At 38.9% G+C, this 15,072-nt stretch carries 14 protein-coding genes; 4 read left to right on the forward strand and 10 right to left on the reverse strand.

Annotation, left to right across the window (positions count from 1 at the left end; translation table 11 throughout):
* Positions 1-65: 65 nt before the first annotated feature.
* Entirely contained in the window at positions 66-2,198 is a 2,133-nt protein-coding gene (dinG, locus tag EAE90_RS19915; protein ID WP_214054962.1) for an ATP-dependent DNA helicase DinG, read from the forward strand.
* A 461-nt stretch (positions 2,199-2,659) separates the two neighbouring features.
* Here the strand turns inward: dinG and EAE90_RS19920 are convergent, their stop codons facing one another.
* Positions 2,660-4,240, reverse strand: coding sequence for an MAC/perforin domain-containing protein (locus tag EAE90_RS19920; protein ID WP_214054963.1), 1,581 nt, complete (start codon positions 4,238-4,240; stop codon positions 2,660-2,662).
* Between the two features lie 655 nt (positions 4,241-4,895).
* Positions 4,896-5,078: a hypothetical protein gene (locus EAE90_RS19925; RefSeq protein ID WP_214054964.1), complete on the reverse strand. Its 183-nt coding sequence runs from the start codon at positions 5,076-5,078 to the stop codon at positions 4,896-4,898.
* Positions 5,079-5,371: 293 nt separating this feature from the next.
* On the opposite strand from EAE90_RS19925, the gene yafC reads away from it, so the two are divergent.
* On the forward strand, positions 5,372-6,280 hold the full coding sequence (gene yafC, locus EAE90_RS19930) for a DNA-binding transcriptional regulator YafC (RefSeq protein WP_214054965.1): 909 nt from the start codon (positions 5,372-5,374) through the stop codon (positions 6,278-6,280).
* Between the two features lie 125 nt (positions 6,281-6,405).
* Here yafC and EAE90_RS19935 read toward each other — a convergent pair whose 3' ends face one another.
* From EAE90_RS19935 to EAE90_RS19950, 4 genes are all read right to left on the reverse strand, one after another.
* Positions 6,406-7,506 (reverse strand): alkene reductase, encoded by a 1,101-nt coding sequence (locus EAE90_RS19935; RefSeq protein WP_214054966.1) that lies wholly within the window; start codon positions 7,504-7,506, stop codon positions 6,406-6,408.
* Between the two features lie 235 nt (positions 7,507-7,741).
* A complete protein-coding gene (dkgB, locus tag EAE90_RS19940) occupies positions 7,742-8,548 on the reverse strand; it encodes a 2,5-didehydrogluconate reductase DkgB (RefSeq protein WP_214054967.1) in 807 nt (268 codons plus the stop codon).
* Positions 8,549-9,128: 580 nt separating this feature from the next.
* Positions 9,129-9,440, reverse strand: a complete 312-nt coding sequence (locus tag EAE90_RS19945; RefSeq protein WP_214054975.1) for an addiction module antidote protein — start codon at positions 9,438-9,440, stop codon at positions 9,129-9,131.
* A gap of 38 nt (positions 9,441-9,478) precedes the next feature.
* A complete protein-coding gene (locus tag EAE90_RS19950) occupies positions 9,479-9,760 on the reverse strand; it encodes a type II toxin-antitoxin system RelE/ParE family toxin (protein WP_214054976.1) in 282 nt (93 codons plus the stop codon).
* 169 nt (positions 9,761-9,929) lie between these two features.
* Here EAE90_RS19950 and EAE90_RS19955 point away from each other — a divergent pair, with 169 nt between their 5' ends.
* Entirely contained in the window at positions 9,930-10,337 is a 408-nt protein-coding gene (locus EAE90_RS19955; RefSeq protein ID WP_214054968.1) for a hypothetical protein, read from the forward strand.
* 294 nt (positions 10,338-10,631) lie between these two features.
* Here the strand turns inward: EAE90_RS19955 and EAE90_RS19960 are convergent, their stop codons facing one another.
* The 3 genes from EAE90_RS19960 to rhtA form a co-directional block, all read right to left on the reverse strand.
* On the reverse strand, positions 10,632-10,853 hold the full coding sequence (locus tag EAE90_RS19960) for an alkylphosphonate utilization protein (protein ID WP_214054969.1): 222 nt from the start codon (positions 10,851-10,853) through the stop codon (positions 10,632-10,634).
* 218 nt (positions 10,854-11,071) lie between these two features.
* Complete coding sequence (gene dps, locus EAE90_RS19965; RefSeq protein ID WP_214054970.1) at positions 11,072-11,578, reverse strand: DNA starvation/stationary phase protection protein Dps; 507 nt, start codon at positions 11,576-11,578, stop codon at positions 11,072-11,074.
* Positions 11,579-11,855: 277 nt separating this feature from the next.
* Entirely contained in the window at positions 11,856-12,749 is an 894-nt protein-coding gene (gene rhtA / locus EAE90_RS19970) for a threonine/homoserine exporter RhtA (protein ID WP_214054971.1), read from the reverse strand.
* Positions 12,750-13,180: 431 nt separating this feature from the next.
* Between rhtA and EAE90_RS19975 the strand changes: the two genes are divergently transcribed.
* A complete protein-coding gene (locus EAE90_RS19975) occupies positions 13,181-13,744 on the forward strand; it encodes an LOG family protein (RefSeq protein ID WP_214054972.1) in 564 nt (187 codons plus the stop codon).
* A 260-nt stretch (positions 13,745-14,004) separates the two neighbouring features.
* Here EAE90_RS19975 and EAE90_RS19980 read toward each other — a convergent pair whose 3' ends face one another.
* The gene (locus EAE90_RS19980; RefSeq protein WP_214054973.1) at positions 14,005-14,415 is read right to left on the reverse strand and encodes a toxin; all 411 of its coding nucleotides are present in this window, start codon (positions 14,413-14,415) and stop codon (positions 14,005-14,007) included.
* Positions 14,416-15,072 lie beyond the last annotated feature (657 nt).

The raw sequence follows: 15,072 nt of genomic DNA on the forward strand, positions 1-15,072 counted from the left end.
CATGAAGCTGATTTCATTTCTGCTCTGTGGGACAATAGCACCCCGGTTGTATGGCAGAGAATTCAATGGCACTTTCCAATTCAATAAAAAATCAGATAAGTCAGTGGTATAAAGCATTACCTCAACATATTGATGGTTTTATTTCTCGTGCTCCGCAACGACAGATGATTGCCGAAGTTGCAAAAACGCTTGCGGATCAGGAAGGGCGTCATTTGGTGATTGAGGCGCCAACCGGCATCGGTAAAACCCTTTCTTACCTGTTACCTGGCATTGCTATCAGCAGAGCTGAAAGTAAGCCATTGGTTGTAAGTACGGCAAATGTTGCTTTACAAGATCAGATTTACAGTAAAGACCTGCCACTGTTGCGCAAAATTATTCCTGATCTGAAATTTACCGGTGCTTTTGGTCGTGGTCGTTATGTTTGCCCTCGCAATCTTGAAGCTATTTGTGCAACCGATAGCGAGCAGATTGATCTTATGTTTTTGGTTGAGGACAAAACAGAACTTGCTAATAGTGAAGAGCGGGAATTGTGTCGTCGGTTGCGTAGTGATTACACAACCTTTGCTTGGGATGGGTTGCGTGATCACCATAAATTGGCTTTATCCGATGCTTTGTGGGGGAAAGTGAGTACCGATAAAGCAAATTGTTTGGGGCGTAACTGTCAGTATTATCATCGTTGCCCATTTTTTATTGCTCGCCGTGAGATCGACAATGTGGATGTGGTGGTGGCTAACCATGCGTTAGTGATGGCGGCATTGGAGAGTGAATCGGTACTGCCTGATGCTAAAAATTTGCTATTAGTACTCGATGAAGGACACCATATACCGGATGTTGCCAGAGATTCTCTGGAGGTTGAGGGGGAAATCACCCTGTTTCAACTTAATGGTCAATTGGATACTTTTGTTCGTCATGTCGAGCAATATCTGGTGCAATTCCATCCGGCAAAGCCGCCACGCTTAGCTAATGCTAGTCGCCTGAATGAACACAGTGAAAAACTACGGGAATGCTTTAGAGAGCTTGCGACTATCACTCAGGCGCTTTTGCCGGAAAAGAATGAAGTAGATGAGTATCTGTTCGAGATGGGTAAGTTACCGGATAACTTGTTACTTTGCTGCCAGCAGCTATTTAAGCTGACTGACGGCTTACGAGGGTTGGCAGAAGCGATACTGAATGATTTGACTGAGCGGACGGCTAAACAGGATATTGTCAGATTGCATCGGTCTATTTTGCATACCAGTCGTACGCTTGGATATTTTGAAAATATGACTAAGCTGTGGCGTTTGGCAGCATTGGAAGAGTCATCCAGTGCACCGGTATCAAAATGGCTTAGACGCCGTGATGAGAAAAATCAATCACACCTCTATTTTCATTGTGCCGGTATCAGAGTCAGCGAACAGCTTAATCAACTGCTTTGGCGTAGCATTCCTCATGTGGTCGTGACATCGGCAACGCTTCGTTCTCTGAATAGTTTTTCTCGTATTCAGGAGTTGACCGGGTTAACTGAAAAAGCCGGGGACCGTTTTGTCGCGTTGTCATCACCTTTTGACCATGTACGGCAGGGCAAACTGGTTATTCCCAAAATGTCATTGGAACCGACTCTTCATAATGAAGCTGCTCATTTACAAGAGATGGCGAGTTATTTCAGGGGGCAATTGCTGAGACAGCAACATAAAGGCATGTTGATTTTGTTTAGCAGTCAGAGGGCGATGGATATCTTTCTCTCTTATGTGACAGATTTACGCCTGATGTTACTTGTGCAAGGGGATCAGCCACGTTATCGGTTAGTGGAAACACATTGTCAGCGTATTAATGAAGGGCAATGTAGTGTACTGATTGGATTGCAATCTTTTGCGGAAGGGTTGGATTTAAAGGGCGATTATCTGTCCCAAGTTCACATTCAAAAAATCTCATTTCCGCCGGTGAATAATCCGGTCATTATTACTGAAAGCGAGTGGTTGAAATCACTTAAACGTTATCCTTTTGAAGTGCAGAGTTTACCAAGTGCTTCTTTTAGCCTTATTCAGCAAGTAGGAAGACTTATCCGTAGTCATGAATGTTATGGTGATGTGGTGATTTATGATAGGCGCTTACTGAGCAAAAGATATGGCCCAAGATTATTGCAAGCGCTGCCCGTTTTCCCCATTGAGCAGCCAGAAATTCTTTCAGAGGCGGAAATTGGGGGACATGAAAAAGGGTAATTGAAACTCACACTTGACGAAAATAAGGCGATTCTTGTTGTTATTGGTAGTAACGTTTAACGTGTTGGTATTCCCTATCACCATAAACATATTATTCGACTGAGAGTATTCGCAACCCCTAAAGGTGAATATTGGTTACGGCGTTTAAATCACGATCATGTCCAATCCCGCAACCGTAAACTTACTTGCTGAACTGCCCACGTAGCGAGAGGCCCATTCCAAGGCCTCCAGGCTCGGTTGTAAAATATTTCAATGCAATTGAAAATATTAGCACTGATAAAGTTGCAAGTCTTGCAGGCAGATATGTTCTCTAACTCGTTCCTTTTAAGATTGTTAAAAAATCATTTGGTCACGGCATTATCCTAGTGTTTAGCTCTGGTGTACCAGGGAAAGTTTAACTTGTATTGCTGCTTGCAACAGGACTATATTTAGACAACCTATATATTAACATGAAGATTCAATCACTTATCTACACCACGAGTAGTGGCTATATAAACACTCCATGCAGTGGTCCATCCCTCATTAACATTACCGTTTGAATTCTGTTCGCCGCGAACCACCTGATATCCGTAAGGTGGAAGAGTAACTGGAGGATAAGAATCATAAATAGTAATAATGTCTGTTATTGCTTTCTCATGGTTGTATTCTTCTTGTCGATAACATAGATAGATTTTTTTTGTACCCATTCCCCAGTTTATATCCTGTGGAATTTTAATCCAGCCTTCTTCGCTTTCTTCGCTTTCTGAGTGAATACCTTCCTCTGCTATTACCTTCATATCGCTAACACATTTATGACGTTGTTCATTGTCGATAATCGAGTTGAATGACACCCTGTGGTAACACAGATAAATATAGGGAGTGCTTAGACTTTTCGTTCCTCCCAGCCAGCCAGGATAAGCACACCCTCCTGCTAATATATAATTTTCAGGGATAGGTGCTTTTGAAATAATGATTTCGTCAATATAATCTGCATGCAGTTGCCGCTTAGCTGACTCTCTTGGTCCCCAGACGGTTTCGAAATATGTTTTAAGTTTCTTCTTTTGTACTGATGTTGTACATAGTTCCCAAATCCCCGTCAGTGGTTTGGAGTCTGTAAAGTTAACTAATTCAGGGGCACTAGGAACACTGGTTTTCCAATCATCAAATGCTTTTTTTGCTGCTGCTATTGCTTCTGATGAAGGTTGCTCTGCATTTGTCGCGCCACCGAAAGGATCAAATTGAGACAGATTACCGCCAATGGAGTGGGTTTTCGTGCTGGATGCTGAACGAAATTTCTTTATGTCTTCCTTAAGTGAATTCTCTGTACTAACAGAGAGACCGACAAATCCGGCGAATGAGGCTGCTGCAACTACGTCAAGAGTGTTTGTTAGATTCGAAGTATATTTGTCCGTAGATGATGAATATTGTGCGCAGCCACCCATAACCACGCCGCTAAGAAAGTGAGAGCCCCAGGTATTAAAGAGGTCATCTATATCCTCCTCGGTATCTGCCTTATCAAGGGCCGTTTTAACACTTTCTTTAAGAAACTCTTTTAACGCTTCCGCTGAACCTTTGAGTACATAGAGGCCATAAGTATATTGAATGCGGGAAAATGCATTTTCAGAAGCCGTCAGACTGTCTGTGGCAAAATCGACACCCAATGATGCGCTAAAGAATATGTAGTTACCTTTAATGCGGCTTTTACTGGAAATACTGCTTTGATATGACTCAATTGATTCTCCTGATGCATTGGTATATTTCAAATCTCCGGCACTATAACAATCGACATAACGGGGGACTTTTAGAGTCTTTCCGAGGATGGTGATCTTCTTGAAGTTATCTTCACTTGCGTTGACTTTTTGTTCATCGAAAAGCGAGTTAATACAACTTCCTACGTTGCAGTACTTACCAAAAACATCATAACCAGTGCCGATCATTTCTGCACCGACTACAACAGTATCATCGAATAGGGCCAGTTTTCGGAAATAGTTTCGGTCACGTATATCGAGATCTCTTTCGCTGTTTCCCTGCTTTAGTGGTTTTCCTGTTTTATCATTAGACATAATAGAACCTCATATTGGTAGGGAATAAATTGGCAATAGATATCGCCGCATTTTTGATGAGAGTTAGGAGTTTTCATACCTATACAAAAGAGTAGAGAAGAAGTGAAAAACATCAACAAGATGATGAAAATAATGACATGTGCATCCTGAAATATACGCTATTAGATAATCAAATAAATATTGCTATCAGGGTAATAATTTGTCATATCATGTATTTTTAAACTTAACGTACCATCGCGATTCAGCTCATCTAAAATATCAATCACTGTTGATAATCTCGTGTTTTTACCTTGAAATTCATTGTATAAAGCATTTCCCGATAAGGTGTCTGTATAAAATCAGTCGGTAGTTCTCATACAATCACGTAATGTCTTTGCGTGTGGTTTTCAGATTGTGTAAGCCTTTTGGTGTGGTAAAAAAATGTATTATTTAGCGTGAGTGTCGAGGGATTTCCTTCTGGAGTGGTAGTGCAAAAATGGTTATGAGAGTGATCGACTATTGCAAGGTTGCCGGTTAGTGGAAACACATTGTCAGCGTATCAATGAAGGGCTGTGTAAAATTGAAACTCACGCCTGGCGAAGGCAAGGCCGATTCTTGTTGTTATTGGCAGTAATATAGCAATATGAGATTGCTTTAGTCTTAATATGACCGAAGTTTATGTTTTTATCGGGTAATAGAATCGCCCCCGTACAGCTTTTTTCCAGACAGTGTTGTCCAGTGGTGCGATATCATTGTAATCAATGTCATTATCAGGCTTGTCAGACAGCACATTAAGTTCAGATTTCCGTGTTTCAGTCAAAGGTGGCAATTCACTTCGTTTGTATTTAACTATGCTCATAACGTTTCCTCTTATTCCGCGTTGTTTTTCGTGCGAATGACCTTGATACCATCTTCAAAACGAATCCCATTCTAATGGTAGTGAAATCCCAAGTTGTTCCGTAATTGTTGGTCCCAGACCGCAATAACAAACCCTGTTGTATCTATTGCAAACGCACTGATAGTCAATGTAAGTAATGTTGGTGGCATAGATTATCTCCGTAGCAAATGTCTACTGATGGCATTTAATATGAAAAAGTGTTTTAATAACAAAAATGTTTAAAATATCAACATTTTTTTCTAAGAAAAGCAACGATGAAGGCAAATTCAGAAGAGTTGACAATTTTCGTGTCAGTCGTGGAAAGCGGGAGTTTCAGTCGTGCGGCGGAACATCTGCAATTAGCAAATTCCGCCGTGAGCCGTTCTATAAAAAAGCTTGAAAAGAAACTGGGCGTGAGTCTGCTCAATCGCACAACACGTCAGCTTAGTCTAACCGAAGAAGGTGAGCGTTATTTCCGCCGAGTTCAGCATGTTCTACAAGAAATGGCCGCCGCTGAAACTGAAATTATGGAATCTAAACACACACCAAGTGGTTTATTACGTATCGATGCTGCAACGCCAGTCGTATTACATTTACTGATACCGTTGATTAAACCTTTTCGCGAACGTTACCCAGAAATAACGTTATCGCTGATTTCTTCGGAAACTTATATCAATCTGATTGAACGCAAAGTGGATATTGCTATTCGTGCAGGCAGCTTAACCGATTCCAGTCTACGAGCTCGGCCACTTTTTTCTAGCTACCGAAAAATCATCGCCTCGCCTGAATATTTGAAAAAATATGGCATACCGCAATGCATTGAGGAGTTGGAAAACCATATTTGTCTTGGTTTTACCGAACCGGTATCACTTAATACCTGGCCGATAGCTTGTCAGGACGGACAGCTACATGAAATAACAGTGGGACTTTCTTCCAACAGTGGTGAAACTCTTAAACAACTATGTGTAACGGGTAATGGTATCGCGTGTCTGTCTGATTATATGATTGATAAGGAGATTGCTAGTGGTGAACTTGTTGAACTACTGGTTGAAAAGCGTTTACCCGTCGGGATTCCTTTCAATGCTGTATATTACAGTGATCAGGCTGTAAGCATCCGAATTAGAGCCTTTATCGATTTTCTGAGTGAATATGTAAATGACTTCCGTAAATACTTTTGTCGTTGAAGCAAAAATCAATCTTTGTAAAGATTAAACCTGTGGCAATATCTGTGCCTGAGCTCGTAGTGATATATTTACCTCATCGTAAACTTCCTACTCGAAAAGAGTAGGAAGGTATCTATCTATTTCTACTAGCTTATAGCCAAATAATCGGTATAACCTTCCGCATTGCCACCGAAAAATTTTTCTTTTATCGGCAGGTTTAGTTCTAGCCTATTGGAAAGACGGTAGGGTAAATCTGGGTTAGCAATAAAAGGGCGACCAAATCCGATCAAATCCGCCCAGCCTTTAGTTAGTGCTTCTTCCGCTCGTTCCAAAGTGTATTTACCCGAATATATCAGCGTGCCGTGATAAAGGATGCGAAAAGCTTCTTTGAAGGTTACTGGCATGACGGGAGCGTCTTCCCAGTCAGCCTCCGCAATATGAATATAGGCTACCCCGATATCATTCAGTACACTCGCGGCAGCCAGATAAGTTGATTCAGGGGTATCATCTTCTGAACCCATCAGGGTTGTGAGTGGCGCCAGGCGGACACCTAGCTTATCTTTCCCTATTGCGGTAGCCACTGACGCAGCGACTTCTCTCAAGAAACGTAAACGATTTTGTAAAGTTCCACCATATTCGTCATCTCGTAGATTAGTCTGAGAATCAATAAACTGATTAATAAGATAACCATTCGCTGCATGAAGTTCTACGCCATCAAAACCTGCTGCAATAGCATTATTTGCCGCTTGAACATAATCATTTACGATATCTGGAATTTCATCAAGTGTCAGTGCTCGTGGCTGCGAGTGTTGTACCATTTCACCCATACCATGTTCAGGTCCACGGCCTTCTACATCCAGAAAAACTTTTACCCCTTTTGCTTGAAGGGCAGAGGGAGAAACAGGCGCAGAATTATTAGGTTGTAGAATCGTGTGTGAAACACGTCCCACATGCCATAATTGAGCGAAAATTTTGCCTCCTGCCATATGTACTGCATCTGTTACTTTTTTCCATCCTATTACCTGCTCAGACTTATAAATACCTGGCGTCCATGCATATCCTTGTCCCTGTTGGCTAATTTGTGTACCTTCGCTGATAATTAGCCCCGCACTGGCACGTTGGGCATAATATTCAGCCATCAAATCAGTCGCTACACCGTTTGTTCCCGCCCGCGAACGTGTCATTGGCGGCATAACAATGCGATTAGATAACGACAAACCATTCAGAGAATAGCGTTCAAACAGCATAATATTCCTCACTCTTCATTAATCATTGATTTTAATTTGTGTATATGGAGATATTATGCTCCGCGAATTCTTGCTAAAAAGGCTTATTAGTACAAAAGACTTTTGCTGTAAATGTAAAAATGTTCGAGTTTTTATATCTAAGTAAATATGTAAACAGCTCCCGAAGGAGCTGAAATAAACAAATATTATCCTGCAACGTTAAGGGACTACCGAGTTTATTAAGAAGCAGGAGTAATTAATTATCCCATTGCGGAGCAAGCTCTTTCGGACTAACGAGACGTTCGTTACGGTCAAGTGTGGCGATAGCCGTCATATCGTCTGCATCAAGTTTAAGCTCGGAGGATCTCAGATTGCTTTGTAAATTTTCACGCTTAGTTGAAGAAGGGATCACGCTATAACCTAATGCCATCGCCCAAGACAAAATCACCTGCGCAGGAGTGGCCTGATGTTTTGTGGCTATACGTCCGATAACCTCATCTTGAAGAGCTTTACCATAAGCGAGGGTCATATAGGAAGTGATATGAATTCCGTGATTTTTTGCCCAAGCTGTCACATGACAGTTTTGTAGATAGGGAGAAAGTTCAATCTGGTTCGTAGCGATGTGTTCAGCACCTACTGCATTAATAGCCTGTTGCATGAGATCAATCGTAAAGTTTGAAACGCCGATTTCTCGTGTCAACCCCATATTTTTAGCAGCCAGTAACGCATTCATCGTTTCATCAACACTGACAGCGTTATTTGGGGATGGCCAATGGATTAGCGTCAAATCAACATAATCAGTGCGCAGCTTAGCTATACTCTGTTTAAGACTTGGTATCAGTTTTTCTTTGCTTAAATTTTCTGTCCAGATTTTTGTCGTGATATAGATATCTTCACGGGCTACACCGCTTTCTTCTATGGCTTGTCCTACCGCGGCTTCATTCTCATAAATCTGTGCTGTATCAATCGCACGATATCCCAATTCAACAGCATTTTTTACTGATGTGATCACAACATCATCTTTCAGACGAAAAGTACCTAATCCAAATGTAGGAACAGACATAATAAACCTCATGTAATATTTAATTCATAAAGGTTTTATTATCATGAGATAAATTGCAATAAAAAAGAGCAATAAACGCAGAAGTCTTTTGCTGATATGACAAGAATATAATCTGAATTAGTTTAAATAACTTATCTAAAATTATATAAATTTGCAGATATTTATGTGTTCATTTAACGACATATAGTCGGTTTTCTGATATTTTTTATATTGTTACACTTGATATTCGTTAATTCATCAATAGGGCAAATAAGCTATTAGAAATAGTAGATTCCTTGAAGAGAACTCAGTCCGATGTAATTGAAAGTCTCACCACTCTTCTTATATCCGTATTCTAGTTTTTGTGGACGATGCAATCAGCCACCTTATACAACTGCGTTTTGCTAAATATGAATTAACGTTTACCTACTTCGAGGCCCCTCGTGGATATCTGGAAAAACATGGTAAACCACTGGTACCTATGATGGTGTGTTACGACAGTCTGGTGGGATGTAGAAGATGGCGATTACAGGGAAGATCAGCCTTAAATTTCTGCTTATATTATCGCCATCCAGACTTTATCATTCTAATCACTCAAAGACTAAGCTATCGCAGCAATATGCGAGAATTGGAATCCTGTTGCTGCAATTATGCTACGCAGAGTTTTGAGTGTCGGATTGCCTTTCGGCGACAGTGTGCGATACAGCGTCTCACGAGAAATGCCTGCTTTGTCAGCGATTTGAGCCATTCCTCCACGCGCCTCTACTACGTGGCGCAATGCCATTAGAAACGCTTCTTGCCCGCCTTCTTCATCCATATCAACAAAAGCCTGATGCAGATAGTGCTGCGCAAATTCAGGGTCTTCGCGGAGAAGCTGCACCATCGCATCACCATGTAAACGTGCTTTGGTCATAATCACCTCTTTAAGTAATCTTTCAGGCATGCAATAGCCTAATCTATATCAGCATCTTGGGTGCGTTTATCGCCTCCAAATAATAGTAAAACAATCTCATTACCAACCTGGCTGTAGTAAACCCTGTAGCCAGGCCCTTGATCTATACGAAGCTCCCAGATAGCTTCTCTGCATGGTTTATGATCACCAAAATTTCCTGTGACCATCCGGTTAACCCGCGACGAACTTTTTGATTCCGCTATCGGGTCACGAATCCCTTTCAGGAACTCTATATACAAATCCCGATTGTCGGGAGTGAGATAATGTTTAATCGTATTAATGCGATACACTGTAGCTTTAAAGCTACAATTTTGTCAATATAGCTTAGGTTTTATTATTCGTCTTTGCCCACATTTTTGAATACTATATCACCTATAAGTGATATAGATGGAAGTCAAGTATTAATACATATTAACGATAAAACTGGGTATAACATAGGTGTAGAAAGAGATGTCGGTATTGAGATTGAATAATTTTATAAAAAAAATATTTATTATATTTATTTGTTTGGGGGTGATTTTAATTATCCCTGTTTTATTTGTGAATATTAATTTGTCATATACGAAAAATGATTTTATTAAATATAATATGTTCACTTTTGATGAAATTAAAGGAATGCCATTTATTTCAAGTGACTATATTATTTATTACGATTCACCTGATGGGACAAAACCAATGATTAACGAGGTTGTATTTTCAAATGTTAATCCGAATCGTAAAATAGAGCTAATAAACTATATTGAAAATATAGGATTTATGAAGAATGGCGGTGAGGATTGGAGCAAAGGTAATATTTTTATAAAGATAAAACAAGGTGATACAGATCGCACGGTTTTGTTCTCCGTTGAGAAAAATTAAATGCTACCCGGAAGATGAAGAGGGAATAAACTCCACCCACGGTATGACCAAGCCGGAGTCAACAAAAGGTCATGGTAGAACCAGTATTTTCTGCATTATACGATATTCAGGGGCAATTGTTCTGATATTGTGAACCATTTTTAGCCTGCTATAAGTTGGCGGTACGAATAACAGGTAATAAATCTCTGTGGGTTTATTTTCACCCTTAGCAAAAAACGCAGACCTTTTGCGACACCCTCTTCATGAAGAGGGTTTTCGGCTAATTTGGTAAATAAAATTGATAGAAAAGGCGATTTATCCTACTTTTTTCAGAAAACAGGTTTTCAATACTAACCCTCTGATTTTGTCTGCGTTACATTCGATTTCATCTTCACGATGAGTAAGACGGATATTTTTAATCACAGTGCCACGTTTTAACGTTGCTGATGTGCCTTTCACTTTTAGATCTTTGATGACTTGTACAGAATCGCCATCATTAAGTAGAGTGCCATTGCTGTCTTTTACTTCGGTATCCATTTTATTATTTCCTCAAGTTATTTCTGAAAATAAGTGTGGATTATAGACAATTTGTGCTGATTTTTAAAGGATATGGTGAAATTTGTCCATGTGGAGGGCATTTTATGATGTTTTACTGTGTCGGCGTCTTGGGTAATGAAAGGTTAATGTAGACAGGCCCCCGTTGTTAACAGGGGCCTGTAAGTCTCAGAGCTCTTAATATGACGGCTCTTTATATTTTACTGCTCAACGCTTGCTTCAATAAACCATAAGAATTTGTCGAGATCTCGGGAGGCGGCGGTTAACATATCTGCGGTGTTTTCATCCTCGACTTCATCCATCGCTTTGCGGATATCATTAGCGACAACTGCATAACGGTCGGCCAATTCTTTTAGATGGTCTTGTACGTCATGGATATTTGTTGGGTAGCTTTTCAGTATTGTGTGTCTATTAACTTCTTGTGTAGTGCCTAGAGCTGTTCCACCAAGTTGTACGACTCTTTCTGCAAAAATATCCGTGTGTTCAGTAATCGCGGTACGGAAGGTATCCAGCATTTCATGGATGGAAATGAAATTTTTGCCGCGTATGTTCCAATGTGCTTGTTTTGTAAGCAGAGAAAGATCAATAAATTGGATCACCATGTGGTTCAGAATTTCAATGGTTTCCTGTTTAATATCATCATCGATATCATTGCGAGTATAAAGTAGTGTGGATATCCCTGTTTTGATTAATCTTGCAGTATCCATAATAGTTTTCCCTTGGTATTAATAATGAGTTTTTTATTGAATGAGACGAATGTAACTCAATATTAGTCTTAAATCATATAGCTTATTCCTATTAAATCAATAGTTAATTTTATAGGAAAATATTTACTATTAAATTCTTAAGATAATATCGAAAATTATAATAATTTATCAGGTGAATTGGTGTGAATAATGTAATCATGAAGGAGTTCATCTATAAAAAAACCGGAGAATAACGTTATTACTCCGGCTTCCATTTTATTTCGATTAAATAAAGTGATTAATCGACTTCGGTGATTTTAGGTTTTCCTTTTGCCGTTGACGCAGAACCAATGGAGGCAAAAATAATACAAAACAGTGCCAGCCATTGCGTTATAGTTAAATGTTCATTTAGAAACACAATACCAGATAGCGCACCCAGTGCGGGTTCAAGACTCATCAGAGTACCAAATGTCCGTGCAGGTAAACGGGTCAGAGCGATCATTTCCAGTGTATATGGGAATGCAGTAGACAGAATCGCAATTGCCAGTGCCAGAGGGAGAATGGACACATCAAATAATAGTTCTGGCCCTGTTTGGATCAAACCGACAGGGAAAAATATCATCGCAGCGATAAATGAACCAATAGACACAGTTGCTGCTCCATGACCTGCACCGGCGCGTTGGCCGAAAATAATATACAGTGCCCAGCAAACACCTGCGCTGAGTGCATAAACGATCCCTATAGGATCTAAACTATCGATATTATTATTGCCAATGGGTAGTAGGAAAGCTAAGCCAGCGATAACCAATGCCACCCAAAGAAAATCTATTGGTCGGCGTGATGAAAACATGGCTACAGCCAGTGGGCCAGTGAATTCAAGAGCCACGGCGATGCCTAAAGGAATAGTTGTCAGCGCCATATAGAATGTATAATTCATCGCGCCAAGAGCAATACCATATGTCAGCAGCGGCATGATTGATTTTCGGCTAAAACGCAGGCGCCAGGGTTTAAAAATAATAAACAGAATGATAGTTCCAAGACCTAGGCGCAGTGCGGTAACACCCGGTGCGCCGATGACCGGAAACAGCGTCTTGGCAAGAGAAGCACCGCTCTGAATTGATGTCATGGCAAGCAGTAACAGTATTACAGGTATTAATGGAAAGGCACTCTTTTGGAGCTTGGAAGAAGACATCCGGGCAAAACCTCAATTAAAATCAAATGATCTGACCGATAATCTTCGCAGTGAAACGTAGATAACTCAATAGGTTTAGAGAATATAATTTTAGCGAAATATTTTTCATTTATTAGATCATATTATATAGTTATAATAAAATTAAATTTCATTATTGGAATATAATTCTGATATAAATTCACATCACATTTTAATATGTTGATAACTTAGAGATGACAAGTGATGAAGGTATTTACTTCAATCTGGTTGATGTTTGATCTCATATCATAATAATTAAGTATAATTTATGATTAATGCTAATGTATTGAATATGAAAAAACCATTCTTATTTTGGTTTTCTTGGCATCAGTTTTATAAATGAGTTGTATGATGGTGATACTAACGTATAATCTTGGTTTTCATGTGAAGATAAAGTAACAGGAGCTGAAATAATGGAAAGTATTGCTGTTTATTGTGGTTCAAGCCTAGGTATTTCTGAAATCTATAAAGAAAATGTCATTATCTTCGCAAAGGAATTGGTTAAACGTAATCTTACGCTTATTTATGGTGGCGCCAGTGTAGGTATTATGGGAACTGTGGCTAATACGGTTTTGGCAGAGGGCGGGAAAGTGATTGGTGTTATTCCAACATTATTGGAAGCACGGGAAATATCACATAAAAATCTGACTGAATTATACGTTGTTGAAACTATGCATCAGCGTAAAAACAAAATGATTGAATTAGCTGATGGTTTTGTTGCTTTACCTGGTGGTTTTGGTACGTTGGAAGAGTTTAGTGAGGTATTTACCTGGAGTCAGATTGGGTTACATACGAAACCTTGCGGTATTCTTAATATTAATAACTTTTATGATCCGCTCATTGCTATGATTAATAAAATGGCTGATGAACAATTCTTGCATGAAAAATATCGTCATATGGCAATAATTGAGCAAGATCCCGCCATCTTACTCGATCGTTTTGATGCTTATCGGGCACCATCTGTAAAAACATATTAAAATCAATTTTATAATAAAAAAACGATATTATTGTAATGCTGTAAATAAAGAACTAGAAAAAAATTTGAGCTGATAAGGGAATTAAAAATATGGATATACGATCCATTTTAATGAAAGGGAGAATGATAAAGAAATGAGAGAAATAATCAGCATTCATCTTTGGTTAAGGTGGAGAAGATATTATTTCTCGAAATAAATAAACCATTCCTGTTGCATAAATATTTTACCACAGGAATGGTTGTTAATATTAATGGTTAATATTAGCTTACAATCATATATTCTACTACTGGATTGTTACCGCCATCTGCTGTATAGGATAAGTGTAAATCATCACCTAAATAATCGGTTGAGATTGAGTAGCTGCTGCTGCCAATCAAAGGATTGTTCCATGTAATATAGATGCTATAAATTTCGCCTTTGCTATCTACAAATACGTAGGTACAACGCCCTGCAACACCACCTAACAGGCTGTTTGAATCACTTCTCCAAATCGCTTTTCCAGGCGTGTTATCATGGCTTCTATTAATTACTTGAGGAGGAAGAGTGGTCCACTCACCTTGATCCAGACGGATAGAATCCTGAATAAGTTTAAGTTTGTATGGTGATTTGTTAGTTACTTTTGCAATAACGCTGATTGGTGCTTTTAAGGAGATTGCTTCGATCTCTGACATAATATTACCTCTTGTAATTGATTTTAAAAATATAATTAATAAATTCCAAGATTTTAATTAAACCTGTTATGGTTATATAAAATAACTTGGGGCGGAACCAACCTTCTTAGCTATATTTGATAGCTTGTTTTACTTCTTATTAGAATTCCGTTTCTTTATGTTTCCTGAGTTTCTATTTTTTTATATCTCGGTCTTTTGATTTATCTTTATCACCATTTTATTATCGTTTTTAATAATTTTTATCTTTTTAAAAGATTAAAGTTAAAAACAAACTATCTATTAAATGGTGTAGATAAAAATCTTTATTTCCCCTCGATGTTTTTTAAGATACCTTTTCTCTCGGATAAAAGTCAATTTTTTTACTCTTTGTGTTTTATTATAAAATAACAACCGGTTAATTATATTTTTGTACTTAAAAACGTAGATATAAATGATAAAATATGTCTATGTTTTTAATAACTAATATATAAAATAACTATAATGGCAAATAAAAATAGGCTGCCAGGTTTATGATGAATTAATAATAATTTGGCGGATTCGACTAATAAGCGCAATTTTTCAGAAAGGCGGTCAGTTGCTATAGTAGGCATCTTTCCCGCCACAGGAGAATGCGCTATGGCCTATACACAACTGACCGAGACAGAAAGATATCAGATT

Origin of the sequence: Photorhabdus caribbeanensis (genome assembly GCF_018448885.1) — a bacterium.
Lineage (GTDB): Bacteria > Pseudomonadota > Gammaproteobacteria > Enterobacterales > Enterobacteriaceae > Photorhabdus > Photorhabdus caribbeanensis.

Excerpts from the sequence above, each read along its gene's own strand:
- dinG (WP_214054962.1), top strand. The coding sequence starts at position 66 with ATGGCACTTTCCAATTCAATAAAAAATCAGATAAGTCAGTGGTATAAA.
- EAE90_RS19920 (WP_214054963.1), bottom strand. The coding sequence starts at position 4,240 with ATGTCTAATGATAAAACAGGAAAACCACTAAAGCAGGGAAACAGCGAA.
- EAE90_RS19925 (WP_214054964.1), bottom strand. The coding sequence starts at position 5,078 with ATGAGCATAGTTAAATACAAACGAAGTGAATTGCCACCTTTGACTGAA.
- yafC (WP_214054965.1), top strand. The coding sequence starts at position 5,372 with ATGAAGGCAAATTCAGAAGAGTTGACAATTTTCGTGTCAGTCGTGGAA.
- EAE90_RS19935 (WP_214054966.1), bottom strand. The coding sequence starts at position 7,506 with ATGCTGTTTGAACGCTATTCTCTGAATGGTTTGTCGTTATCTAATCGC.
- dkgB (WP_214054967.1), bottom strand. The coding sequence starts at position 8,548 with ATGTCTGTTCCTACATTTGGATTAGGTACTTTTCGTCTGAAAGATGAT.
- EAE90_RS19945 (WP_214054975.1), bottom strand. The coding sequence starts at position 9,440 with ATGACCAAAGCACGTTTACATGGTGATGCGATGGTGCAGCTTCTCCGC.
- EAE90_RS19955 (WP_214054968.1), top strand. The coding sequence starts at position 9,930 with ATGTCGGTATTGAGATTGAATAATTTTATAAAAAAAATATTTATTATA.
- EAE90_RS19960 (WP_214054969.1), bottom strand. The coding sequence starts at position 10,853 with ATGGATACCGAAGTAAAAGACAGCAATGGCACTCTACTTAATGATGGC.
- dps (WP_214054970.1), bottom strand. The coding sequence starts at position 11,578 with ATGGATACTGCAAGATTAATCAAAACAGGGATATCCACACTACTTTAT.
- rhtA (WP_214054971.1), bottom strand. The coding sequence starts at position 12,749 with ATGTCTTCTTCCAAGCTCCAAAAGAGTGCCTTTCCATTAATACCTGTA.
- EAE90_RS19975 (WP_214054972.1), top strand. The coding sequence starts at position 13,181 with ATGGAAAGTATTGCTGTTTATTGTGGTTCAAGCCTAGGTATTTCTGAA.
- EAE90_RS19980 (WP_214054973.1), bottom strand. The coding sequence starts at position 14,415 with ATGTCAGAGATCGAAGCAATCTCCTTAAAAGCACCAATCAGCGTTATT.